Origin of the sequence: Micromonospora chalcea (genome assembly GCF_028768405.1) — a bacterium.
Lineage (GTDB): Bacteria > Actinomycetota > Actinomycetes > Mycobacteriales > Micromonosporaceae > Micromonospora > Micromonospora chalcea.
The window spans coordinates 18476-42715 of sequence record NZ_CP118233.1 but is presented as its reverse complement, the minus strand read 5'-3'; the positions used below and the strand labels follow the sequence as shown (position 1 = coordinate 42715).

At 69.2% G+C, this 24240-nt stretch carries 27 protein-coding genes; 14 read left to right on the top strand and 13 right to left on the bottom strand.

What is annotated here, in order from left to right:
* The first annotated feature begins 74 nt into the window (after positions 1-74).
* Together PVK74_RS00225 and PVK74_RS00220 are read left to right on the top strand one after the other, a co-directional pair.
* Positions 75-413, top strand: coding sequence for a hypothetical protein (locus PVK74_RS00225; protein ID WP_043325291.1), 339 nt, complete (start codon positions 75-77; stop codon positions 411-413).
* 98 nt (positions 414-511) lie between these two features.
* Positions 512-916 (top strand): DoxX family protein, encoded by a 405-nt coding sequence (locus PVK74_RS00220; protein ID WP_043325293.1) that lies wholly within the window; start codon positions 512-514, stop codon positions 914-916.
* 36 nt (positions 917-952) lie between these two features.
* Here PVK74_RS00220 and PVK74_RS00215 read toward each other — a convergent pair whose 3' ends face one another.
* Both PVK74_RS00215 and PVK74_RS00210 read right to left on the bottom strand, forming a co-directional pair.
* A complete protein-coding gene (locus PVK74_RS00215; protein ID WP_209960921.1) occupies positions 953-2077 on the bottom strand; it encodes a glycoside hydrolase family 53 protein in 1125 nt (374 codons plus the stop codon).
* A gap of 11 nt (positions 2078-2088) precedes the next feature.
* Positions 2089-3264 (bottom strand): cellulose binding domain-containing protein, encoded by a 1176-nt coding sequence (locus tag PVK74_RS00210; RefSeq protein ID WP_209960919.1) that lies wholly within the window; start codon positions 3262-3264, stop codon positions 2089-2091.
* 203 nt (positions 3265-3467) lie between these two features.
* On the opposite strand from PVK74_RS00210, the gene PVK74_RS00205 reads away from it, so the two are divergent.
* From PVK74_RS00205 to PVK74_RS00195, 3 genes are read left to right on the top strand one after another with little or no spacing between them, the layout of a single operon-like run.
* Positions 3468-3746, top strand: coding sequence for a zinc ribbon domain-containing protein (locus PVK74_RS00205; protein WP_043325298.1), 279 nt, complete (start codon positions 3468-3470; stop codon positions 3744-3746).
* Positions 3747-3767: 21 nt separating this feature from the next.
* Positions 3768-5021 (top strand): formamidase, encoded by a 1254-nt coding sequence (fmdA, locus tag PVK74_RS00200; protein WP_043325299.1) that lies wholly within the window; start codon positions 3768-3770, stop codon positions 5019-5021.
* Between the two features lie 13 nt (positions 5022-5034).
* Positions 5035-5364 (top strand): cupin domain-containing protein, encoded by a 330-nt coding sequence (locus PVK74_RS00195; RefSeq protein ID WP_274477883.1) that lies wholly within the window; start codon positions 5035-5037, stop codon positions 5362-5364.
* A 30-nt stretch (positions 5365-5394) separates the two neighbouring features.
* Here PVK74_RS00195 and PVK74_RS00190 read toward each other — a convergent pair whose 3' ends face one another.
* Positions 5395-6231, bottom strand: coding sequence for a helix-turn-helix transcriptional regulator (locus PVK74_RS00190; RefSeq protein WP_104114707.1), 837 nt, complete (start codon positions 6229-6231; stop codon positions 5395-5397).
* Between the two features lie 102 nt (positions 6232-6333).
* Between PVK74_RS00190 and PVK74_RS00185 the strand changes: the two genes are divergently transcribed.
* Complete coding sequence (locus PVK74_RS00185) at positions 6334-7041, top strand: SDR family NAD(P)-dependent oxidoreductase (protein WP_104114708.1); 708 nt, start codon at positions 6334-6336, stop codon at positions 7039-7041.
* A 24-nt stretch (positions 7042-7065) separates the two neighbouring features.
* On the opposite strand, the gene PVK74_RS00180 is transcribed toward PVK74_RS00185, so the two are convergent.
* Positions 7066-8043: a protein kinase family protein gene (locus tag PVK74_RS00180; RefSeq protein ID WP_274477882.1), complete on the bottom strand. Its 978-nt coding sequence runs from the start codon at positions 8041-8043 to the stop codon at positions 7066-7068.
* On the opposite strand from PVK74_RS00180, the gene PVK74_RS00175 reads away from it, so the two are divergent.
* From PVK74_RS00175 to PVK74_RS00165, 3 genes are all read left to right on the top strand, one after another.
* Positions 8042-8305, top strand: a complete 264-nt coding sequence (locus PVK74_RS00175) for a hypothetical protein (protein ID WP_274477881.1) — start codon at positions 8042-8044, stop codon at positions 8303-8305. The genes PVK74_RS00180 and PVK74_RS00175 overlap by 2 nt on opposite strands.
* A 143-nt stretch (positions 8306-8448) precedes the next feature.
* Entirely contained in the window at positions 8449-9537 is a 1089-nt protein-coding gene (locus PVK74_RS00170) for an epoxide hydrolase family protein (protein WP_064447354.1), read from the top strand.
* 704 nt (positions 9538-10241) lie between these two features.
* Positions 10242-11036: a matrixin family metalloprotease gene (locus PVK74_RS00165; RefSeq protein ID WP_274477880.1), complete on the top strand. Its 795-nt coding sequence runs from the start codon at positions 10242-10244 to the stop codon at positions 11034-11036.
* A gap of 167 nt (positions 11037-11203) precedes the next feature.
* Here PVK74_RS00165 and PVK74_RS00160 read toward each other — a convergent pair whose 3' ends face one another.
* Complete coding sequence (locus PVK74_RS00160; protein WP_274477879.1) at positions 11204-12100, bottom strand: hypothetical protein; 897 nt, start codon at positions 12098-12100, stop codon at positions 11204-11206.
* Positions 12097-12480, bottom strand: coding sequence for a PadR family transcriptional regulator (locus tag PVK74_RS00155; RefSeq protein WP_274477878.1), 384 nt, complete (start codon positions 12478-12480; stop codon positions 12097-12099). The genes PVK74_RS00160 and PVK74_RS00155 overlap by 4 nt, the downstream gene beginning before the upstream one ends.
* A 91-nt stretch (positions 12481-12571) precedes the next feature.
* Here PVK74_RS00155 and PVK74_RS00150 point away from each other — a divergent pair, with 91 nt between their 5' ends.
* Positions 12572-13819, top strand: a complete 1248-nt coding sequence (locus tag PVK74_RS00150; protein ID WP_043325312.1) for an FAD-dependent oxidoreductase — start codon at positions 12572-12574, stop codon at positions 13817-13819.
* Between the two features lie 8 nt (positions 13820-13827).
* Entirely contained in the window at positions 13828-14304 is a 477-nt protein-coding gene (locus PVK74_RS00145; RefSeq protein WP_223201167.1) for a MarR family transcriptional regulator, read from the top strand.
* Positions 14305-14382: 78 nt separating this feature from the next.
* Here the strand turns inward: PVK74_RS00145 and PVK74_RS00140 are convergent, their stop codons facing one another.
* From PVK74_RS00140 to PVK74_RS00110, 7 genes are all read right to left on the bottom strand, one after another.
* Positions 14383-14661, bottom strand: a complete 279-nt coding sequence (locus tag PVK74_RS00140; RefSeq protein WP_158559989.1) for a phosphopantetheine-binding protein — start codon at positions 14659-14661, stop codon at positions 14383-14385.
* 49 nt (positions 14662-14710) lie between these two features.
* Positions 14711-15445: an SDR family NAD(P)-dependent oxidoreductase gene (locus PVK74_RS00135; RefSeq protein ID WP_069087888.1), complete on the bottom strand. Its 735-nt coding sequence runs from the start codon at positions 15443-15445 to the stop codon at positions 14711-14713.
* Entirely contained in the window at positions 15442-16608 is a 1167-nt protein-coding gene (locus PVK74_RS00130; protein WP_274477877.1) for an AMP-binding protein, read from the bottom strand. The genes PVK74_RS00135 and PVK74_RS00130 overlap by 4 nt, the downstream gene beginning before the upstream one ends.
* Before the next feature lie 167 nt (positions 16609-16775).
* Positions 16776-17660, bottom strand: coding sequence for a hypothetical protein (locus tag PVK74_RS00125; RefSeq protein ID WP_210885623.1), 885 nt, complete (start codon positions 17658-17660; stop codon positions 16776-16778).
* Positions 17661-17772: 112 nt separating this feature from the next.
* On the bottom strand, positions 17773-18576 hold the full coding sequence (locus tag PVK74_RS00120; RefSeq protein ID WP_274477876.1) for an ABC transporter permease: 804 nt from the start codon (positions 18574-18576) through the stop codon (positions 17773-17775).
* The gene (locus tag PVK74_RS00115; protein ID WP_274477875.1) at positions 18566-19399 is read right to left on the bottom strand and encodes an ABC transporter permease; all 834 of its coding nucleotides are present in this window, start codon (positions 19397-19399) and stop codon (positions 18566-18568) included. The genes PVK74_RS00120 and PVK74_RS00115 overlap by 11 nt, the downstream gene beginning before the upstream one ends.
* Positions 19400-19404: 5 nt before the next feature.
* Positions 19405-20493 (bottom strand): ABC transporter ATP-binding protein, encoded by a 1089-nt coding sequence (locus PVK74_RS00110; protein ID WP_231915555.1) that lies wholly within the window; start codon positions 20491-20493, stop codon positions 19405-19407.
* 75 nt (positions 20494-20568) lie between these two features.
* On the opposite strand from PVK74_RS00110, the gene PVK74_RS00105 reads away from it, so the two are divergent.
* From PVK74_RS00105 to PVK74_RS00095, 3 genes are all read left to right on the top strand, one after another.
* Positions 20569-22221 (top strand): condensation domain-containing protein, encoded by a 1653-nt coding sequence (locus tag PVK74_RS00105; RefSeq protein ID WP_187692322.1) that lies wholly within the window; start codon positions 20569-20571, stop codon positions 22219-22221.
* A 525-nt stretch (positions 22222-22746) separates the two neighbouring features.
* Positions 22747-23718, top strand: coding sequence for a ParB/RepB/Spo0J family partition protein (locus tag PVK74_RS00100; RefSeq protein ID WP_274477874.1), 972 nt, complete (start codon positions 22747-22749; stop codon positions 23716-23718).
* A 215-nt stretch (positions 23719-23933) separates the two neighbouring features.
* Positions 23934-24104 (top strand): hypothetical protein, encoded by a 171-nt coding sequence (locus PVK74_RS00095; protein WP_157539106.1) that lies wholly within the window; start codon positions 23934-23936, stop codon positions 24102-24104.
* The last annotated feature ends 136 nt before the right edge of the window (positions 24105-24240 follow it).

The window sequence follows — 24240 nt, the reverse complement described above, 5'->3', positions numbered from 1 at the left end:
GGGAGGTGACCGGCATGCCAGAGAGGCGTTAGTCCCGCGCATGGTGCGCGGGCGGCCGGAAGGGCGGTCGTCACATGGCCCGTACCGACATCCACCGACCCGAGCGTGTGCAGCAGCGGGATCCGTACCTGCGCCGCTGGTTCACCGACATCCACCGGCACCACCTGGGCGCCTGCGACCTGGCCGAGTTCCTCGCCGCGCCCGAGTGGATCCGCACCCGCTGCCACCGCGAGGTGTCGGCGCAGGCGCCCAACCTCTGCGGCTGCCGGCTCTGCACGTTCCAGTCCTGCCGCAGGCTCGGCCGCCGCCAGGAGCGCGTCGCCTGGCGTTCGATCCGCCGGCGACTGCTCGCCGAGCACCGGGGCGGCGAGCGCGATCTCGACGTGCCCCCGATCCGCGGCAAGGCCTGGTAGCGGTCCGCCGGATCACCGATGAGTTCACATGTCCTGTCCGGTCTCAGCTGGTGCATCCGTTCGGATGCACCAGCTGATTCTTCAGGAGGACGAGAGCCATGAGCGTTGTCGACACCACTCCCCCGCCCGTCGCCCGTGGGCTGCACCGCACGCTGTGGGTGCTCCAGGGTTTCCTCGGCGTCTTCTTCATCGTCGCCTCGGCCGGCCCCAAGTTGTTCGGCGAGACGAACACCGTCCAGTCCTTCGAGGACATGGGCGCAGCGCCCTGGTTCCGCTACTTCATCGGCCTGGTGGAGCTGGCCGGTGGCATCGGGCTGCTGGTGCCGCGGCTCGCCGGCCTGGCCGCCGTCGGGCTGGCGCTGCTCATGGTCGGCGCCGCCATCACCCAGGCGTTCATCCTGGACGGCGGCGCGCTGGTCATCACCCCGGTGGTGCTGTTCTTCCTGTTCGTGTTCATCGCCTGGGGCCGGCGCGACTCGATAGGCCGCCTCTTCAGGCGATGAGCAGGCGGGTGCACCCGGGGTGCGGCCGGCGGCCGGTCACGGCGTCCAGCGCACCCCCGGGTTCACCCGCCCGGACCAGTCGAAGACGGCCATGTTGTCCCAGCCGTTCCCGGTGCCGTTGATGTTCGCCGGGTCCCAGCCGTTGCCGGGGACGGCGTACCAGGTCGGCTCCCAGTAGAAGACCCCGATGGCGCCGGCGTTGCGGGCGGTGTTCTGGACCCAGTCGAACTGCTGGGCCTGCCCGGCCCAGGTCGCGCTGATGCCGTCGCAGGTGACGTCGCCGATGACGTTCGGCTGGCCGTCCGCGTCGTCCCGGGTGAACGGGTACGCGGTCTCCACGATCACCACCGGCTTCCCGTAGCGGTTCCGCAGGTCGACGATGTTGTTGTAGAGGTTCGCCAGGCTGCCGTGCCACATGCAGTAGTACGACAGCGCGGTCATGTCCCACTGCACGCCCTGGGCGCGGATGCCGTCGTAGAACCAGCGGGCGTTGGCGTTGCTGTCGGCGTTGGCGGTGTGGATCATGACCGGGATGCCGCCGCCGCAGGCCTTCACCGCGTTGTAGCCCTGCTTCAGCAGGCCGGCCAGCGGGGCGAAGTCGTTGTTGACGACCTTCCCCTCGTTCCACAGCATCCCGACGTTGATCTCGTTGCCGATCTGCACGCTGTCCGGCAGCGTGCCCTGCCCGCGCAGGGCGGCGCAGACGTCGTACGTGAAGGCGTACACGTCGTTGCGCAGCTGGTTCAGGCTGTGGCCGGCCCAGGCGGCCGGCTTGTACTGCTTGCCGGGGTCGGCCCAGGTGTCGGAGTAGTGGAAGTCGATGAGGACCTTGAGGCCCTTCGTCTTGGCCGCTCTCGCCTGGACCAGCACCTTGCTCTTGTTGTTGTAGCCGCTGGCCGGGTTGTTCCAGACGCGCAGCCGGACGTAGTTGACGCCGGCGGACCTGAGGATGTCCAGCGGGTCACGGGCGACCCCGCCCGCGTCGTAGTACTTCGCCCCCAGGTCCAGGCTGCGCTGCAACGACGAGACGTCCGCGCCCCGCATGCTCAGCGTGTTCGCGGCGGCGACGGGCGCCGGCGTACCCCCGATCGTGGTGGTGAGGGCGAGGACGACGGCCGTGACGGCCCCGGCCAGGGCGCGGCGGCGGTGGCGTGTGGTCACAGGACTTCCTCTCAGCCGACTGTGCAGGGGGCGCCGTTGAGCGAGAAGCCGGTCGGCGGCGCGTCGCTGGCGCCCCACCGTCCCTGGAAGCCGAAGGTCGCGGATCCGTCCGGGGCGATGACGCGGTTCCAGTCGACGTTGCGGGCGGTCACCGTGGCGCCGGCCTGCCCGACCGTGGCGTTCCACGCGTTGGTGATCTGCTGGTCGCCGGGGAAGCCGAACGTGACGATCCAGCCGTCGACCGCCGCCGTCCCGGTGTTCTGGACCGTCACCGTGGCCACGAAGCCGCCGGCCCACTCGGACTGGTTCCGGTAGGTCACCCGGCAGGTCGAGGGCGGCGGTGGTGGCGGAGTGGTCGTCGTGGGCACGGTGACGGTGTTGGAGGCGATCGACACGTTGCCGGCGGCGTCCCGGGCCCGCACGTAGTACAGGGTGCGCAGCGGCGTCGACGGGGGCAGCGGCCCGGTGTACGTGGTCCCCGGCACGGTGGCGACGAGCGTCGAGGTGAACCAGCCGTCGAACCGGTAGACGTTGTACCCGAGCACGCCGACGTTGTCGGTCGACGGTGCCCAGGACAGCGTGGCGGTGGAGCCGGTCACCTCGCCGACTGTGAGGTTCTGCGGCGCGCTCGGCGGGGTGGTGTCCGGGCCGGTGTCGGTCACCGGGGTGACCACAGTCAGCGCGTCGGTGGCGGCCGAGCGGCGGCCGTCGCCGTCGCGGGCCGACACCCGGAACGAGTACTGCCGGCCCGGCTGGATGTAGTTGGTGATCGTGGTGGTGGTGACGTCGCCGAGGCTGAGGCTGTAGATCACGTCGTCGAACGCCTGGTAGTAGGTGATGTCGTACCCGACGACCGGGCAGCAGCCGCGCGTGGCGGCCGTCCAGGTGAGGGTGACCGAGGTGGTCCGCACCTGGGTGGCGGTCAGGTTCGTGGGCGGGCTCGGCGGGAACGGCGTGGTACTGGGCGTGCTGGGCGTTGACGTGGGCGGCGAGACGGTCCCGGTCGGGTCCGCGACGGGCGCCGCGGCCCCGCCGGGCGCCGGTGCGACAGCGGGGTACGCGGCGCCGGCGCCCGCCGGCGGCACCGCGGTCAGGGCGGTGCCGAGCACCGCCGTGGACACCACGACGGCCGCCGGCAGACCCGGCCGCAGACGGCGCAGAAGTGAGGACGAGGAGACGGCAGCCATACGCCGACGATGCCGCCAACGCATCGATGATCGCCAACGTATCCCACGCCTCGGTCGGGACGGCAACCCGGCGACCAAGGCACCACCTTTGCCTGATTCGTCGTTTTGCGCCGCCTATCTGAGCAATCAGCCACAATCGGAGAGACAGGGTGAGCCGCTGCGGAACGGCCACCGCACACACGAAGGCTGGACGGGAATCGGCGATGGCCACCTTCGAGTACCGCTGCCCGCAGGACGGCAGCTTCGACGTCGTGATGCCCGTCGGCACCGCGGGCCCGTCGACGAGCTGCCCCCGATGTGACGGCCCGGCGACCCGGGTGTTCTCCGCGCCCCGGCTCACCCGCACGCCGGCGGCGCTGCGCGAGGCCATCGACCGGACCGAACGCAGCGCGGAACAGCCGGCGGTGGTCGGGCAGGTGCCCGGCCGTCGCCCGGCGCGCCGCTCGACGAACCCGGCCCACGCCCGCCTGCCCCGATGGTGACCACGAGAAGGGCTCAAGACCGTGCCTGAACTGCTGTTCCCCCTCGACTCCACGAAGAGGTTCACCGACCAGGAGAAGGTCGGGCACAACCGCTGGCATCCCGACATCCCGCCCGTGGCGACGGTACGGCCCGGACAGTCGTTCCGCGTCCACTGCCGCGAGTGGTTCGACGGCGCGATCCACAACGACGACTCCGCCGAGGACATCCGGGACGCTCCGCTGACCCGGGTCCACGCGCTCAGCGGCCCGTTCGCCGTCGAGGGCGCCGAGCCGGGCGACCTGCTCATGGTCGACATCCTCGACATGGGCCCGATCCCGCAGGAGTCCGGTCCGCTGGCCGGTCAGGGCTGGGGTTACACGGGCATCTTCCCCACCGGCAACGGCGGCGGCTTCCTCACCGAACAGTTCCCCGACGCGTACAAGGCGGTCTGGGACTTCACCGGCCGCAAGGCCACCTCCCGGCACATCCCCGGGGTCTCGTTCACCGGGATCGCCCACCCGGGACTGATGGGCACCGCCCCGTCCGCGTCGCTGCTCGCGACCTGGAACCAGCGGGAGGGGGCGCTGATCGCCACCGCACCCGACCGGGTGCCGCCCCTGGCCCTGCCCCCCGAGCCGCAGGACGCGATCCTCGGCAGCCTCACCGGCGCCGACTTCGACCGGGTGGCCGCGGAGGCGGCGCGAACCGCGCCGCCTCGGGAGAACGGCGGGAACCAGGACATCAAGAACTTCACCGTCGGCAGCCGGGTCTTCTACCCCGTGTACGTGCCGGGAGCCAACCTGTCCCTCGGCGACCTGCACTTCTCCCAGGGCGACGGAGAGATCACCTTCTGCGGCGCCATCGAGATGGGCGGCTTCGTCGACCTGCACGTCGACCTGATCAAGAACGGCATGCAGACGTACGGCGTCGCCGAGAACACGATCTTCATGCCGGGTGACACGCCGCCGCAGTACTCCCAGTGGCTGGCCTTCTCCGGGCTCTCGGTCACCCTCGACGGCGAACAGCGGTACCTCGACTCGCAGCTCGCCTACCAGCGCGCGTGCCTGCACGCCATCGACTACCTGACCCGCTTCGGCTACCAGCCGGAACAGGCGTACCTGCTGCTCGGCGCCGCACCGATCGAGGGCCGGCTCTCCGGCGTGGTGGACATCCCCAACTCCTGCGCGACCGTCTACCTGCCCACCGAGATCTTCGACTTCGACATCCGGCCCTCGGCCGCCGGTCCGACCCGGATCGACCCGGGCAAGGGCGCCCCGAAAGCCACCATGCCGTGAGCAGGTGACCCTCGTGCAGAAGTCATCCCTGACCGCACTGGCCCGCGAACAGCTCAAGCTCGCGCACGCCTCCTCCAGCGGCCGCAGCAGCTCCACCGTCTACGGCGGCCACGAGCACAGGCTCCGCCAGACGATGATCGCGCTGACCGCCGGCCAGGCGCTCGGCGAGCACGAGAACCCCGGCGAGGCCACCGTCCACGTGCTGCACGGCCGGGTCCGGCTCGGCGCCGGCGAGACGTCCTGGGACGGCGCACCCGGCGATCTGCTGATCGTGCCGGACCGACGGCACACGCTGGAGGCACTGGAGGACGCCGCGGTGCTGCTCACCGTCGCCAAGCGCTGACGATGCCACGGCGTCCCGGGCGAGTGGCGGCTAGCCGACCAGGGCCTGGGTGCCAAGCACGGTGAGCAGGGCGAGGCGGTCGGCGTCCTCGGTGCCGGGCTCGGCCGTGTAGATCATGATGCGCAGGTCGCTGCCCGCCACGGTGAGCACGTCGCAGTCCAGCGTCAGCGGGCCGACGTTCGGGTGGTCGATGGTCTTGCGGGCGGCCTCGTGGCGGCCGACCGCGCCGGACTTCCACAGTTTCGCAAACCGGTCGCTGCCGGCCCGCAGCTCCGCGATGAGCCGCCGGAGCCGCTGGTCGGCCGGGTAGCAATCCGCCGCCGCGCGCAGGTCGGCGACCAGCGCCATCTCGAACGCTCGCAGTGACTGCGGCGTGTGCCGGGCCCGGGTGCCCGGGCCCAGGAAATGCCGCCAGACCGCGTTGCGCTGGTGACCACGCCACCCGGACGGATCCCCCATCAACGCCGCATATGGCACGTTGGCCACGAGCAGCGTCCAGGACGCGTCGTAGACGGCGACGGGCGTACCGGCCAGCCGGTCCAGCATCCGCTGGACGCTCGGGGTGAGGTGCGCGGGCACCGTCTCCGCGCCCGGCGGCGCCAGTCCGGCCAGCCGGAACAGGTGGGCGCGCTCGGTCGCCGACAGTCGCAGAGCCCGGGCCAGGGCTTCGACCACCTGCCCCGACGGGTGGGACGCGCGGCCCTGTTCGAGCCGGGTGACGTAGTCCACGGAGACCCCGGCCAGCAGCGCCAGCTCTTCCCGACGCAGGCCGGCCGTACGCCGGTGCCCGCCGGCCGGCAGCCCGGCGGCTGCGGGCTGGACCCGGTCGCGCCAGCGGCGCACCGCCTGCCCGAACTCCGTCGCCATGCCCCCAGTGTGCGCCGCCGAGCTGGGGCGTTGCCTGGTACCGGCAGTCCCAGGAAAACCGGACGACTGGGTCACCGCGCCGCCGCGCCGCAGCATGGAGCCATGACCACGACATTGATCACCGGAGCGAACAAGGGACTCGGCTTCGAGACCGCCCGTCGGCTCGTCGCCGCCGGCCACACCGTCTACGTCGGCAGCCGGGACGCCGGACGCGGGCGCCGCGCCGCCGAGCTGCTGGGTGCCCGGGCCGTCCAGCTCGACGTCACCGACGGCGCGTCAGTGGCGGCCGCGGCGCGAGCCGTCGAGGCGGACGGAGGGCTGGACGTCCTGATCAACAACGCGGGCGTCGAGGGCCGGGGCACCGGCAACCGGGTGATCGGCGCCGCGGAGGTGACCGCCGACATGATGCGGGAGACGTTCGAGACGAACGTCTTCGGCACCGTCCGTGTCACAGGCGCGTTCCTGCCGCTGCTGCAGCGCTCGGCGGCCCCGGTCATCGTCAATCTCAGCAGCGGGCTGGCCTCGCTGACGCGGGTCACCGACCCGGTCACCCCGGCGTACGCGTACCCCGGTGTCGCCTACCCGGCCTCGAAGGCCGCGGTCAACATGATCACCGTGCAGTACGCGAAGGCGTTCCCGAACATGCGGATCAACGCGGTCGAGCCCGGTTTCACCAGGACCGACCTGAACGGGAACACCGGGATCCAGACCGTCGAGCAGGGCGCCGAGATCATCGTCCGGATGGCACTGGTCGGCCCCGACGGCCCCACCGGCGGCTACTTCGACGCCGAGGGCCCGCTCCCCTGGTAGACCGGCGGCCGACTGAGGCTGCCGTCAGGTCGCGGCGAGCGCCTTGGTGATGTTCCACTCGGCCAGGTCCAGCATCCACTTCCGGTCCGGGAAGTCGGTGTCCGCGATCCGTAGTGGCCCTTCGATCAAGGACAACGTCTGCGCGTATCGGTAGAGCTCCAGCCGGTGGGGATCGAGATCGACCGGGCGCAGCGCCGGGTACGACTCGCCGAAGCGCATCTGCAGCCAGGCATGATCCCATTCGACATCGAAGTACGTCAGCCCCTCGAAATCGATCATGACGGCCTCGCCGGCCGGCGTGACGAGCACGTGATCCGGGCCGAGTTCACCGTGCACCAGCCCGTACTCCACGCGCGGGGTGACCGCGCTCCTGAGGTGGCGTACGTGGGCGGTGATCCGGTGATGGGCGTCGGCCAGCCGGGCGTCGCGGGCCGCTGCCGCGTCGAGGTGGCCGAGCGCCCGGTCGACGATCACGTCCTCCGCGCGCCGCGTCTGGGACGCCTCACCTCGCGCGACGGCCGCGACCTTGCCGTAGTGCGGTCCGAAGGCGGTGTGCATCCGGCGCAGGGCGTCACCGAGCGCGGCCAGCGGGGCGGCGGCGGTGGCCGGATCGTGTTCCAGCACCGCCTCCAGCCGTCGCGCGCCGGCGTCCTCGACGAGCGCGACGTCGGCGTCGAGGTAGCGGCCGTCCCGGTCGATCATCATCAGATGCGGGACACGCACACCTGCCGCGGTGAGCGCCGCGTGGCCGGCGGCGAAGAGATCCGCGCCCGACGCATCGGTGAACGGGTCGTCCGGGACGGTCGGTGACGGGGGCCAGTAGTTCTCGTCCGCGGCCCACACGTACAGCATCACTGTTGTCCGGTCGTCCAGCCGAAGCCGGTAGACGCCCTTCTTGGTGCCGCCCGTCAGCCGGTCCAGGGCAGCGAGCCGCCGGTCGGAGCCGAACTGGTCCGACACGAGGTCGCGCAGATCGTCCGGCTGCAGGAAGGTCCGCGTCATGGCCGCCTCTCGTCAGATCGAGGCAGCCAGGCTGCCAGGCCGAGCAGCGGCACACAACCGAATTGACGCAGCGGACTTCGCGGACCGGCCCGCCCCGGCGCTGACCGTGTTCGCGCTGCTGATGCAGGTCGGCTTCATCGATGGTGCCACCGAGCAGCCGGCGCTTCCGCAGATGTTGGAGCCGTCCGGCGGCAGCCCGGGCGGTGGCTGCGGGGATCCGCCCCGGCCGGCAGCCGGTGGACAGGACATGCCCAGGGTGTAGGCCGTCATGGACAACGAGCCGTAGGCGTAGCCGTCGACGAGGACCTCGGTGTCGGGGATGTCTCGCCCGGATCGGAGATCGAGTCTGCGGCCTGCCCATTCGGGCGGCTGCCGAGTGACTCCTTGCGATGGAATCATGATCAGGTGACGCCCTTCCACATCGATGTGCCCGAAGCCGTCCTGGACGACCTGCGGGCTCGGCTCTCGCGGACAAGGCTCGCGCCGGCCGCCCCAGGAGAGCCGTGGGGCGCCGGCACCGACCCTGCGTACCTGGCAGATCTGGTGCGGTACTGGCTCGACGGATTCGACTGGCGTGCGGTCGAGCGTGCCCTCAATCGGCACCCTCAGTTCGTCACCACGGTCCGAGGCGCGCCGGTCCACTTCGTTCATGTCCGCTCGGCATCGCCCGACGCCACGGCGCTGATCCTGACCCATGGCTGGCCCAGCACGTACACGGAGATGCTGCCCCTGGTGTCCCGGCTCGCAGACTTCGACCTCGTCATACCGAGCCTGCCGGGCTTCGTCTTCTCCGGACCACTCGCCGAGGGCCCGACGACCGAGGCGGCTGTCGCGGACGTGTGGGCTGAGCTGATGACCCGTCTGGGCTACGACCGCTTCGGCGCCTACGGTGGCGACATCGGGTCCGGCGTGTCGACGTGGCTCGGCGCCCGCCACGCAGATCGGGTCATCGGGGTCTTCTCGCAGCACATCAAGTTCCCGCCGGCGGACCGCAGGGGCGACCTCAGCCCAGCCGAGGAGGCGTTCGTCGCCATGCTCGACGCGAAGGCCCAGGATGACTGGGGCTACGGAATCATCCAGGAGACACGGCCCGACACCCTTGCGGCCGCGCTGAGCGACTCGCCGTCCGGACTGGCCGCATGGATCATCGAGAAGTACCAGCGCTGGAGCGACTGCGGCGGCGACATCTCGCGCCGGTTCGGCTTCGACGAACTGCTGACCACCGTGATGCTGTACTGGGTGACCAACTGCATCGGCACGTCCTTCCGACCCTACCGTGACGACCGCCTGGCCCCACCACTGCCGATCGTCGCCGTGCCCGCCGGTATCACGGTCAGCGTGGAGGACGCCGGCCTGCCCCGGTCGTTCGCCGAACGCACCTACGCCAACCTCACCCACTGGCGCGAGCCCACCGTCGGCGGCCACTTCTTCGCCCAGGAAGAGCCCGACCTGCTCGCTGCCGACCTGCGCGCCTTCTTCAGCGCGCTGCGGTGATCCAGTAGCTCAACCGGCGGCACCGCCGACCCGGACCGGTACCTGGTGGCGCCAGCTGGCGCGCCGCAGGAGCCGGGTGGCCGCGATCGTCGCCGCCCACGTCGACCAGCTACCCGCCCGCCGCTCGGAGATGGCGCGCGGGGCATGCTGCGGCAGCCGGCGCGGAAACGACCAAAGAGGCCGCCGCCTCCGTCCGCCCGAAGGCAGGTGGAGGCGGCGGCCTCATCGCGTACGGGGTTATCAGGAGCGTCACGCTGAACAGCCCTCTGTCGCTCGTGCCGCCGAAGCTCCTGCGTGGACACATGATCGACCAGACGCAATTTCCGCACTGAGGAGCTTCCTGCTGCCTCGTCCTGTCCAGTTGTCGCGCACGGGCGAAGGACCTGAATCTTGACTAAGGGAACCCGGCCTCGTACAGTGTCCAGACATCCAAGAATTTAAGACTATGTCTCTCAACGGGGGTTGGGTGTTCCATGGCTCGAAAAGAAGGCCGTAGTAGGTCAGTTGGCACCGTAATCGCATTAACCGCTTTGATGCCTGCGGTCGCTTTGATGCCGACGACGCCGTCGTTCGCTGCCGAGATTCCATGCAGCTCAACCTTGTCACCAAGCGAGATCAAGTCGGTCGGCACTTCTTGCCAATTGGCTTCGGACACCGTCGTCCGAGTCGCCGAGGGTCTCGAGGTTGCAGTTCCGGAGCCAGGCATGGTCGCCATCGTGCAGGTTCTCCGGACGCCCGGCTCGACGGGCCCGAGCGCTGCTTCTGTCTATCGGGCGACCGACGGTCAGCTGGCGTTGCAGATCGACGAGACGCCCGCGCTTGGATCCACTGCCACAGCGGGCGCTCTCAAGCGCATCCTCGCCAAACGCGCAGAACCAGCCGCCAAGCACCCGGAACCAGCCGGGGCAGCGAAGACTCAGTCATCTGGGCTCGCAGCTGTGCCTGCGTACTGCGGAAGCTCCTACGAATACAACTTCAGCGGCGGCGTATGGCAGCAATCTGTGTTTCCGTGGACCTACAACAGCCGGTCGCAGCCGGCCTCGGACGCGCTTCAAGCCATCAAGTACGGCTTCCAATTCATAACTGACACTTCTTCCGCATGCGGCACGTACTACACGTTCGCCTTCGCCGACTATCGAGGGTCAACCACCCGCTACACGTGGGGAACGAGGGACAACGGAAATGTAGTCGGATGGGCCGGATTTGATCCGGACATCTTGGGAGCCACCTACTCGTGGGTCGACGGCTCCGGCCTCAGGGTAGAGGTCGACATAGCATTCAACAACCGGGTCACGAACTGGTTCACCGGCCTTTCCGGGACTGTCCCTGCGGGGCGTTTCGACCTGATCTCCGTTGCCACGCATGAGGCTGGGCACGGCTTTGGCTTGGCGCACTACACGGGCAGCTCTTATCCGGTGATGTTCCCGACGCTCGGCACGGGAGTGAATAAGCGAGTCAAGCGAAGCGGTGATCTTACCGGGATGGGCACCTTGTACTGACAGGCAAGCCGTAGTACTCCGGCGTCGCTCGACTTCGGCGTTGGGTGTGGCGAGCCATGAGGACGGCCACCGCACGTTCATCGATGGTCTGAGGACCGCCGATGAACGTGCGGTGGCCGTGTGCCACAGTCGGCTACAGATCCCTGCCGGCCGCCGTTGTGGACCGGTCAGGCTCGGGTGCGCTGCCGCTGCCGGGTCGACACGACCGCGACGACAGCCATCAGGACCGCGACGACCAGGGACGGCAGGGCGTCCGGCCGGCGCAGCAACTCCCCCGTCAACCCGCTGTTGTCCAACTGGTGGAGCGTACCCAGCAGGAGGGTGGGGACGACGGCGATCAGCAGCCGCTGGTCGGCCGTGGCCACCCACAGGAAGGCGGCAATCCCGGCGACGACCATGACGGCGACGACGATCCGCGGACCGGCGTCGGCCATGCGGAGGCCGCCCGCGGGGATGAGATGCAGGGCGAGGATGCCGGCGGTGACCAGGACGGCGTTGGCCCGGGGCGCCGGCGGCACGTCCGCCGGGCGCCGCAGCCCCAGCACGATCAGCGGCGCGGCGACGACCGGCGCCCACCACTGCGGCAGGCCGTTGAGGAACAGGTACTGCGAGATCACGGTCGGCACCACCGCCGCGGTCACCGCCAGAACGGCGGCGGTACGGGCGCGGCCCGCGACGAGCGCCACCAGCGCGGCGATCAGCACGATCTCGTGGATGCCCTGATTCCGCAGGACGGTCAGAGGGTCCGAGAGTCCGCCGAACTGGAACGCCTCGACGATGTCGTCCAGGCCGATGAGGACACCCAGCGCCAGCACCGCGATGGCGCCCAGGTGGATGCCCTGCCAGAACAGCACGGCGGTGGGCCGGGGCGCGGCGCCGCCGCCGTACACCCGCAGGCCGCCCCGGACGAGCGAGGCCGCCTCCCGGGCGCTGGGCCAGCGGCGGGTGGTGGGTTCGTCGCCGATCAGCGTGTCGATCAGCTCGTCGGCGCGTTCGCGGCGGTAGTCGGCGGGGTAGGCCCGCAGCAGCATCCGGTAGCGCTTCTCCAGGACATCGGAACTCATGCTGGTCTGATCCTCGCGGTAGAAGGGTGACGGACACTTGCCTGCGATGAGACCCGGCGCGGCAGGCGGTCCATGACCACCCGGGCGGCCTGGGCGAGCCGGTCGGCCTCTTCGGTGAGTACGAGACAGCCCTCGTCGGTGAGCCGGTAGTAGCGACGGGCACGCCCGTTGACGATCTCCTCACCGTCGGCGGTGACGAGGCCCTCGCCGAGCAGCCGGTCGATCACGGAGTACAGCGATCCGGCGGCGAGGGTCACCCGCCCGTCGGACAGCTCTTTGACCCGCTTGATCACGGCATAGCCGTGGAGCGGCCCGCCGAGCAGAGCGGCGAGGACGAAGTACGACGGTTCCCGTAGCGCGGGACGCGAAGCCGATCCCATGAGCCGAATATACAACCAACTTGAGTATCTGTCCAAGGTAACTGTTCACAGTGACCCTTGCCCAAATTATCTTAATGATTAAGGTAATTGCATGAGCACATCGACGGACTTCTCGGTGGCGATCGCCGGCGCCGGCCTCTCCGGCCTCTGCCTCGCCCAGTACCTGACGCGCGCCGGCATCGACGTGCACGTCTACGAGCGGGACCCGGGCCCCTTCATCCGGCGGCAGGGTTACCGGATCATTCTCGACCGGTACGGGCTGGAGGCGCTTCGCGAGAGCCTGCCCCGCTCGCTCTACCACCTGGCGCTGGCCACCGGCGACGAGCCCGGGGGTCACCTGCGCTTCACCAACAGCCGGCTGCGGGACGCCTTCACCATCACGTTCAAGGACGAGCCGGGCGCGACCCGCCAGGTCGACCGGCTGACCCTGCGGTCGATCCTGCAGTCCGGGTTGAACGGGCGCATCCACTACGGCAAGGACGCCGTCGCGGTGGAGAGCGGCGGCCCGGCAGGGCTTCGACTGCGGTTCTCCGACGGCGAGGCCGCCGCGGCAACCGTCGTGGTGGGCGCGGACGGCGTCGGCTCGGCCCTGCGACCGCAGCTCATGCCGGACGCGGACCCGGCGAACACCTCGATGGCGGGGATCTACGGCCGCTCTCCCCTGCTGCGCAACGGCGAGAGCGTCATCCCCGACGCACTGCGTACCAGCGGGGTCCTTGCCATCGCCGACCGGCCCGGCAGCGCCTTCTTCTTCACCTCCATGCGGTTCGGCGAGAGCCCGCAGGCGGCGTTCGCACGCCTGGCCCCGGGCAACTACGCGCCCAGCGGCGACGACTACGTCATGTGGGGCCTGCTGCTCCGGCAGGAGGAACTGCCGGCCGACGTCCGCGGGAACCTGCTGGCGCTGTGGAAACTGGCCGACCGATTGAGTACGGACTTCCATCCGCTCATCCGGCGCCTGGTCGACACCGCCGAGCTGGACGCCACGGTGCTCAACCTCTTCGCCACCGGCCGACGGCCGCACCGGTGGGCGGTGCCACGGGCCACGATGATGGGTGACGCCGTACACGTCATGCCACCGTTCGGCGCCCACGGCGGCAACACCGCGCTCCGCGACGCCGCCCTGCTCGGCCGCCGGCTGGTCGAGGCGCGGGCGGGCGCCACCTCGGCGGAGGAGGCGATCGCCGCCTACCAGGACGAGATGACGGACTACGCCTTCCGCGCCGTCGACACCGCCTCCGGACTGATGCGCCGCCTCACCGGGGGCGCGGCCGCGCCACACTGGGTGCTGACCCGCGTGCTACCTCGGCTGCACCGGGTCACCGTGCCGGAGGCATGATTGCCCGCATGTCCCACGATCCGGCCCGCGCCTCCGCGATCACCGACCTCATGCGCGCCGGACGGGAGACGTCGCGGCTGTCCATGGTGTTCCGGTACGCCATCGCGGAGCGGCTGGGCCTCGCCGTGAGCGACCTGGAGTGCCTGGACTACCTGGCGGACATCGGCTCCGCCACCGCGGGGCAGATCGCCGAGCGGACCAGCCTCACCACCGGTGCGGTCACCAGCATGCTCCGCCGGCTCCAGCAGGCCGGTTACGTGACGGCCGAGCGCGACCCGGCAGACCGGCGGCGTGTCGTCGTCACCATACGGCCGGAGCGGATCGCCGACCTGGAGCGGCCGTACGAGCGTTTCGCCGAGCGGGCGGAACGGCTCGTCGAGGGCTACAGCGCCGAGGAGGTCCGGCTGCTGGTCCGGCACCACGACCGCCTGCAGGCGATGTACCTCGCCGAGTTGGACCACCTCCGCGACGGCGACACCGCGTAGCCCGGCCGTCGCCCGTGACGACGGCGCGCCGATGGGCGCCCTTGGGAAGTCGTCCAACCTGCCGGGGAGCGGCAGTCATCACCTGTGAGGTGGGACGCTCTCCATTTGATTGCCGACGTAGACCTCCACCAACTCCCCCACCGTCCGGGGGAAGATCTCGTCCTCCAACGCGAGGAAGGGATCAAATCCCATCGACTGTTCGAGCCGCGTAACGAGGACGGCGAAGGCGAGACTGTCCAAGCCGCTGTCGGCCAGGCCGCTCTGCAGGCTGACGTCGCCGTCCTCGCCCCCTTCCTCTTTGATCAGCTTGACCACTTCACGAAGAACGATCTCCGCTACACGTTCCCGCTCGAGCACTGCGCCACCTTCCCTACGTGTTTGTCCGTCCACATTTCCGGTCCGGGCCTCATGCGGTGGAGCCGCCGTCCACGGTGATCAGCGTTCCGGTCACACCGGCGGCATCCGGGGAAAGAAGGTAGGTCACTGCGGCGGCCACTTCGTCGAGACGTGCGAACCGGCCGATCGGACTGCGCCCCTTGATGCGCGCCTGGCTCTCCGCCCCCAGGGCGCCGGTCATCTCGGTGTCAAGGAAGCCCGGAGCCACCGCATTGACCGTCACGCCGCGCCGCCCTACGTCGCGGGCCAGCGAACGGGTGAACCCCTCCAAACCCGCTTTCGCCGCCCCGTAGACGGACAGACCGCGGAATCCCGTCGAGGCAACGATCGAGGAGACGTTGACGACGCGTCCCCGGCCCGCTGAGATCATCGAGCGGACAAGATGCTTCGTCAGAACCATCGGCGACACAAGGTCGAGTTGCACTGTTTCCCAGATGGTTCTGTCCTTCACCAGCGGCAGGAGACCGTCGGTGCCGCGAGCGGCGTTGTTCACCAGCGCGTAGGGGGCGCCGTGCGCCTCCACGATTGCGCGTGCCAGGCCGGGCAAGGACTCCAGATCACTCAGGTCGGCACGGACGTGGACATAGCCCGGACCCACCTCCTCCGGCTCGACCTCGCGGCGGGCCAGGCCCACCACCCGGTATCCGTCGCTGCCGAGCCGCCGGGCCACCGCCCGCCCCAGGCCACTGCTGGTTCCGGTCACTACCGCGTACGGACAGTCGCCGCGGGATTCCGCCTCGTTCACGCTCTGCTGACCTTTCCGGTGGGCGACAAGAAGAACTCGGTTACCGCGGTGATCGAGGCGGGAGTATGCGACCGGGGCAGATGGTCGGCGACGAATGACCGCAGGGCCGACTGCAGTTCGTCGGGGTCGAGCCCACTGCCGAGAGGCGAAGGCACAACCCGGGCGGTCAGGATCCAGCCCGTGATCGGGCTGCGCCTGGCCGTCACCACGGCATCATGTACTGCGGGATGCCGCCGGATCAGCTCCTCGACCCGCTCCGGCGAGACCTTGTCCCCTCCGACGTTCACCGTCTGCGACTTCCGGCCGACGAAGTAGACCCGGTCACCGCGAGGCTCGACGAGGTCGCCCGTGCAGACGAATCCGTCCGGCTGCGCCGTGCTGCTTCCCGGCGCCCGGACGAACAGGACGCCGTCGCGGATCTCCAGTGCCACACGGCCGGGAGCCGGCTCGAGAAGATGCCGGGGAAAACCTTCCCTGCCGTCGCTCACCGAGAAGGCGGCACCGGCCTCGGTGGACGCGTAGACATGCGTGACGCGCGCATCGAACCGCCGCCGCAACGCATTGATCAGCGACTGTGTCGCGATCTCACCACCCAGCGTGATCTGTTGCAGCCGGAGGTCGTCACAGGCCCTGCTGCGCAGAATCATCCGCCACATCGTCGGAGTCGCGGACAGTGCGTCGACGCCGGCTCCGGCGAACAGCTGGAGGCGCTCGTCGAGCCCGGCGGCGTGGTGGGCGTCCACCAGGGTGTCGCCGTGGATCGCCTGGAGGACGACCTGGATGCCCGCCATCCGGGTAGGAGAGAACAGGAGACCCCACCGCCGCTGCTCGCGGTCGCCGGGATTCCGCGCCGGGCGTACCGGGCGAATTCGCCGCGTCAGCGAGTCGAGACTGTGGTCGGTCGGGGTGGGCGTCCCCGTCGTGCCTGAGGAGAAGACACGCCAGAGCGTATGCACGTCGGTGCTCGCGTCGCCGGCCGACAGTTCGCCGTGGGATGCGTAGGCGGCAGCTGGGGCATCATCCCCGGCCTCGCGCAGGACCACCGCCTCCGCCGAGCCTACGGTCGGACTCAGGTCACCCACGAACTCGACCCGGGCGGCCCAGCCCTCGAGTGCGACGATGGCCGAGGCGACCAGGCGGGAACTCTGCCCCACCAGGGCCACGGTCGCACCTCGGGGTACGCGACGTCGCAGGCCGAGAACGTCAGCGTGCAGGTCGTGCGAGGTGAGCGGCGGAGACCGGCCGTCGATGACGACCGGACGACCGACGGCAGCGGCCCCCGCTCGGCCGCGCGTCCCGTCATGGTCTGCGACTTCCACCTCAGGACCGTTCATCCTGCTCCCTCACTGCACCGCGGGCCCGGCGCCCGACCGGGGCGGATCGACCGGAGCGTGAACTCGTAGAAGATCCTGCCGTCTTCGGTGACGCACGGATGAGCCGCGAACATGCCCTCGCGACTCGCGCGACGTAGCACCCGGTTACTGCCGGACCCGCAGCAGAACGCCTTGTACTCGGGCGTGAAGAAGAGGTCGGACAACAGGGCCATGGCCGGGTCGAGAATCTTGATCTCCCCGTCGGTGTCCACGAGCCGTACCCAGGAATGCAGGCCCAGGCGTGCGCCTCCGAAGATGTAACCCGATTCCTGCTCGGCCGCCACACCACGGTCCAGCAGTTCAGACATCAGTACCTGGCACAGCGAGTCGCAGTCGCCGACGCCCCGGTGCCTGGTGCCGGCGACATCGGAGGACAGGGTCACGGGTGTGAAGTGGAAGCGGTACCGCCGCAGCAGGTCGTCCCAGACCTCCCGCACCCTCGGGTCTCGCACCGTGGCGGTGTTCCCGGTCAGTTCGACCCTGCCGCGCCACTCCGCCCTGCCGGCCTGGATCTCTTCATGCTGCCACTGCACGTCCGGTAGGACAGGCGCGCTCCACTCGGACGACGGGCAGTGCTCCGCGCGGGGACACTGGGCCCAGCCGACGATCTCGTAGGCCCGCGCGGAGACCCAGTCCGCGCCGTACGACTTCAGCATCCTCGCGAAGAAGATCATGATCCGCTCCGGACTGCTGCGTCCGGTGCCGCTGAGCAGGCCAACGTTCCACACGTCGCAGTAGTCGTGTCGGCCGTCCTCCTCCACGAGGCCGGCGGCAACCAGTTGCGCCAGTTCCTCGGGCGTACACCGCAAGGTGTCCAGCGCCTCGGCCCTGCTGATCCACACCCGGTGCTCGGGTGGAGTCGGCACGACGTCCCGCAGCCCTCCGAGGAGACTCATCCGAGGGCTCCGAGAGACTGGACGACGGAATCGGCGTGGCGGCCGATGTGTTCGCACATCAGTGACCGGAGCTTTCATATCGTGAGAGCCCGTACCGGAAGACGGTCGTCCCGATCCACAGGCAGTAGATGGCGACGACCGGCGTCAGCAGCCCCAGCCAACGAGCCGGCCCGTGCGCGAGGACAGCCGCGGCGGGGAAGAAGCTCATGAACGCATAGGGCAGGACGACGGTAAGGGTGATCCGGACCTCAAGGCCGTAGATGGTGACCGGAAAACGAGCCAGTTCCCCGAAGCTGTGCATGGAGAACGCGAACATGGAGTACGGGGAACGCAACCAGAAGGCGGCGCAGTTCGTGAGGAGGTTGAGCCCGATCTTCACACCGGCCGCCGCAACCACGAGCAGCAGCCCGAGCGCGACGCGACCGACGTTCCAACTGACGTCGACGTGCCGCACCGCGGCGATCAGCAGACCGGTGCCGAGGACGAGATTGCCCAGTCCGTTCATTCCCACCGCGGAGCTGAGCACCTGGAGGACCGGTGGATAGGGCCGCAACAGCATCGCGTCCAGCTGTCCGAAGTTGACAGTCACCGCGAGGGTCCAGGCTCCCTGCGCGACCAGCACGCTCAGCCCTTCCGCGACGACCACCAGCGCGTAGATGAGCACGACTTCCCAGAACTGCCAGCCGTTGATCTCCGGGATGCTCCGGAAGATCGCCCACAGGAAGACCACGCCGACGGCCTGCACGAGAACTGCCGACAGGCTCATGATCCAGAAGTCGGCCTCGTACTGGAGAGTGGCGCGCACCTGGGCACCGAGCAGACGGCGGTAGAGCCACAGCGCTCGTCGTGCTTCAGCCACCATGGACCGTCAGCTTCCGAGCGGCGGCCGACCACATCAACCGCGCCAGCCACCACAGCGCGACCGCCCAGGCCGCCTGCACCAGCACGGCGGTCGTCGCGTCGCTGCCGTCCAGTGAGCCGGTGTAGAGCAGCGCCGGGGTCGACGCCATTCCGACAAACGGCAGGTACGTGGCGATGACCCGCATCCACTCGGGCAGGAAGGCCAGCGGTACGAGTGCCCCGGAGAACAGCGTGATCAGGGCGATCCGGGCGGCCTGCACACCCACGTAGTTCTGTGTCCAGAAGACGAGCAGACCGCTCAGGTACACGATTCCGAACCGCAGGGGCAGCACCAGCAAGGCGGACAGGATGAACAGCGGCAAGGTGTCCCGGTCCGGCGGCGACATGCCGCCGAAGATCGCGGCGGCTGCCAGGACGACCACGATCGCCGTGCCGGCTTCGTAGACGGCGAACCCGACGCTCTCGGCCAGGCGCGACCACTGGTAGTCGACCGGCCGAACCAGGTCCATGGCCACGTCGCCCTGCTGGATGCGGTTGGCCATTCGATAGTCGGTATAGCTGGACACCAGCGAACCGACGACGAACGCCACCAGCAGGTACGCCTTCATCTGCGGCCAGTCGAATCCTTGCCGAGGGCCGGCGGCGAGTGCCGAGCGCCACAGGTACAGCATGGACAGGACGCCGAACGCCGAGGCCAGCATGCCGAAGAGGAAGCTCGTCTGATAGGCGAGAAGGCTCTTCAGCGCCATCCGGGCCATGCTCCGATAGGCACGTATCCGGCGTGATCGGGTATCAGCCGGCAACGGCACCGCACCGGCGGTCACGAATGTCATGACACGGTCTCCCGATCGACCCCGCCGCCGGGCTCGGGCCGCAACTGCCCCGCGTACACCTTCCGGACGACCGTCTCGATGGCCGGCTCGTCGATGTGCATGTCGACGATCTCCGCCTCGGCGAGCACTGCCGCCAGCACCTCTCGCGCGCCGAGCGTCATCCGGTCGAAGGTGACCGTGAGCTCGCGGTCGTCCGACCCCGCGCGGACCTGAGCGCCCGGCAGTCGCGCGGCGATCCGATCGACGCCCGGCAAGCCGGCGGCCAGCTCGAAGGACATCGATCGCTCGCGGACATGGGTGTCCTTCACCGACTGCAGGTCACCGTCGTACACCACACGTCCCGCGTCGATGATCACGATGCGCCGGCAGATGTCCTCGATGTCGGCGAGGTCGTGGGTGGTGAGCATGACCGTCGTCCCGTCCGCCACCAGCCGACGCACGAAGGAACGCACCCGGTCCTTCACCGCGATGTCCAAGCCGATCGTCGGCTCGTCCAGGTAGACGATCCGCGGTTCGTGGAGCAGCGCCGCGGCGAGGTCGGCCCGCATGCGTTGCCCCAGCGACAACTTACGGGCGACCACCGGGAGAAGGTCGGCCAAGCCGAGGACGTCGTCGAGGCGGGCCAGTGTCTCCCGGTACCGCGCGGCGCCCAGACCGTGCATGTCCCGCAGCAGTTCGAGCGAGTCACGTACGGGCAGGTCCCACCACAGCTGCGTTCGCTGCCCGAAGACGACGCCGACGCGTCGCGCGTTCTCCACCCTCGCCCGGTACGGCACCAAGCCGTCGACGAGGACCTGTCCAGCGGTCGGGACCAGGATCCCGGAAAGCATCTTCACCGTGGTGGACTTGCCGGCGCCGTTCGGACCGACGTAGGCCACTGCCTCGCCCTGTGCCACAGACAGATCGATGCCGTCCACAGCGACGTGCTCGGAGAATCTACGCTGGAGCAGGTGCCGGAGGGAACCGCGTAGCCCCGGCGCCTTCTCCGGCTTGCGGAAGACCTTACGCAGTCCTGCGACTTGGATCAATGTCACCGGACGAGCATGCACCATTTCCATCGCCGCGCCAACCACCTTGCCCCGCACGGATGCCAGCGATAGCCTTCGACGCAAGCCTCTCTCTGAATCGAATTGTTTTCGGTGTCCTGTTCAACGGAGAAGATGTCACTGCGGGACGGAGAAAAATTGGAAATTCGTTTTCGTGCGCCGTCCGGGCGAACCGCCGATCTGACCTGGGGACAGCAGAGGATGGCGCAACTGATGGCGGATCTCCAGCCGAACAACGCCTCACTCAACCTCAAGTTCGCTCACCGGATCAAGCCGGGTCTGAAAGCCGACGAGGTCGCGTCCGCCATCAGAGGAATGGTCGAGGCCTGCGAGTCCGCGCGAACCCTGTTCGAGCCGGACGCGCCCTCCGCACAGCAAAGGGTCACAACCGAGGGAGTCCTGCACGTCGCGGTGATCACCGCCGTGACAGCCACCTTCACATCGGCTCTCGAATCGGCAGCCGAGCTGGCGGGCACCCCGTTCGGGGCCGACGACCTCCCCGTTCGCGTGGGCATCCTGACCGATCGGAGTGGCCCGGCCTTCGTCCTGCTGGCCATCAACCATCTCGCGTCGGACTACCTCGGCGCTCACTGGATGACCTGGCACCTCCGCCACGTCCTCCAGGCTGACTTCTCCGACGGCGAGCCGTCGGCGATCCACCCCGTCGATGTCAGCCACTGGGAGAGCAGTGAGGCCGGCCGGCGGGAAGGGGCCCGTGCGCTGCTCCGGCACGAACGGAGCCTTGCACGCATGCCTCAGAGCATGCTGCCCCGGCTCCCGGTCGAGCCGTTGCATCCCCGCTATCGGTACGTGGTGATGCAGACGTCAGCCGGCGCGTGGTGCCTGAGTCACCTGGCCAAGCGGCACGGGGTCAGCGAGACGGCGGTCGGCCACGCGGCCCTCTCCCTCGTGCTGGCCCACGTCAGCGGGCTGAGCCGGGCTCACCTCCAGGTGTGCGTCAGCAACCGGGCCGGTCGGGACACGGCTGCCGTGGTGGGTTGCCTCACCCAGGACGTTCCCACCTGCGTGGCGATCGACGACGCCGACTTCGACGCACTGCTGCGGCGATCCGCCGGCGCCATCCACCACGCGACACTGACCGGGCGCTTCCCGCACCGAGGCCTGATGGAGGTGCGCGAGCGCGTCGAGAAGCGACGCGGCTTCCCGCTGGATCTCTCCTACTGGCTCAACAGCCGACTGTTCGTGCCGCTCCCCGCGGAGGCACCGAACGCCGCGCGGATACGGGAGGAAGCGGCCAGGACCTCCGTCCGGTGGCTGGGCGGCGACCAGTGCAGCACGAGCACCCTCTTCTGCTACCTGGACCGCCGCGACGACATACTCGAAGTGCTGATGCTCGTCGACACCGCCTATGTCGCTCCCGCCGAGGCGGAGCAGTGGTTGCGTGCGTTCGAGTCGATTCTCGTCACCGCGGTCCTGCGACCGGAGCTCAGCGCGGACGCTCTCGTCGCGGAGACCGGCGTCGTGTCGTTCCGCGCGACGGACGACTGGGTCAAGATCGACCACAGCTGGATCCACCTACCCACCACGGCGGCACGCCTGCATGCGGCGCTTCCGGGCATGACCCTACGACTTGCGGTTGAGACTCCCGGTGGTGAGGCTTCCCTGGTGGCGATGGTGGCCAGTCCTCGGAGCGGCCGCGAGACCAGCGCTCCTTCCGACACCGTTGTCGTCGAGGCGCTTCGTGGCTGCCGGATCGGCATGCGCCCGCACCGGTTCGTCTCGAGGGCAGGGGATGTACAGGACTGATCGGCGACGTGGACCGCCTCGCGGCCCGGGTGCCCGGGCACGCGAGGACAGCAGGCCGCAGTCGCTCTCGAACCGGTAGGCGGCGCCCAGGTCGCCATGGCCCTCTCACTCCCGGAAGTTACGGAAAGGCACCGAGAATCCCGGCGCGGCAGTGATGCGGTTCCGCAGCTGCGCACGCGACACCGGGTCGCACGGCATGCCACCCGCGACCGCGTAGGTGACCCCCTGCCCTACACCACAGCGAGACCGACCGCCAAGCAGGGAAAAGAGCGTCGACGCATTGAATCCGAGAAATTTCCGGGTGCCACGGGGCACCTGTGCAAGCGGTCAGAAGCTACAGTTGCACATGCCGCGGGCCGCCAGAGCAATCAGGATCGGCCCATTACCAGCAGCATCACCGGAGCCCGAAATTTCCGACAAGTTGTTCTCTGATTTATCGGACCGGTTCCACTCACGAGAGGCGACGACTGAGCCCACGAAGAGCCGGTCAGCGAGGCATCAGCAGCTGTTCACGGGGAGGACAGGTTGATCGACGCCAACGATCCGCTGCAGGTTGTGGAGAGCTGGACCGAAGGAAGCCAGCAGGAGGCCGTATCGGTACCGATCCGGTCGCTCCTGCCCGGTCAGGGCCCCCGCCGGCACGGGGTCGACGAGACGCACGTACAGCTGTTGGCCCAGTCCGAACTCCAGCACCCGCCGATCCTGGTGCAGCGCAGCACCATGCGCGTCATCGACGGGATGCATCGTCTGCAGGCGGCACTGCTCCGTGGTGCGGACTCGATTCACGCGCTGATGCTCGACGACGACGACCAGATGGCCTTCCTGCGCAGCGTCACGAGCAACATCAAGCACGGCCTGCCGCTGACCCTGGCCGACCGCCGGGCGGCGGCCGAACGTCTGCTGGAGATGTTCGCGCATTGGTCGGACCGGTCACTCGGCCGCGCCACCGGGCTGTCGGCCAAGACGATCAGCACATTGAGGCAGCGCAGCAGCCAGCCGATGCCGGCCGAGCGGACCGGCCGGGACGGACGGGTCCGGCCGACAGACGCCGACGCCGGCCGGAAAGCTGTCGTCGCGCTCCTGGCCGAACGACCTGATGCTTCGCTGCGGGAAATCGCCCGGTTGGCCGGCGTCTCACCGAACACGGTCCGCACCATACGCCGCAAACAGAACGAAGGTGCGGCGGGTTCACCGTCGCCGGCACGGGCACTGTCCGCGGTCAAGGAGGCGCCCGGCGCGCCCGAGCCGAGCCGGGACGTCACCGCGTTGGCGCTGGAGAACCTCGCCAAGGATCCGTCCGTGCGCTACACCGAGGCCGGGCGCACCCTGCTGCGCATGCTGCATCAACAACTCAGCCTCGTCTCCGACCACGACATCATCAACGCTCTTCCACCGCACTGCCTCCCGCTGGTGGCCCGCCTCAGTCGCGGACTGTCGCAGCAGTGGGAGCAACTCTCCGCGCGAGCGGCGATCCGCGTCCAGACCGAGGTGGGTTGAGCGGCCAAACCCGCCGACCGTCCACACGCCGCGATCGTCCGCCCCACCGCACCTCAGCCTTGGCACTTCTTCGGCCACCGCCCGGCGCCGGGCGGTGGCCGGACGCTCGCTCGTCGCGTCGACGTCGAGGCGCAAATATGTCCGGAAGCGCCAGGACTGCGCCCGCCGCAGCTGCACTCATTGACATAGTTAAATAGCCCTGTAATGCTTTTTGCATGATGACAACCACCGCGCAGGAAATGTCCGCGCAAAACGCAGAGGTCTCCCTCAACGAGACCGCCGAGGAATCGTCCATCGACAACATCGAGGGTCTCTTCGAGGAGGTCGACCTCTTCTCGACGGCCCTCATCCAGGGCGGCTGCACCGGCGGCTTCACGTCCCTGTGATCCAACTGTCGCGTGCTAACCGGCCGTCTTTCGGCCGGTTAGCACGCGCTTTCCTGTCATCGGGCAGCCGTATCCGGGAACGCCGACAGGATGTCAATCATTCAGGTTGTCCAGAAAGTCACCCGGTCGGAGCGTA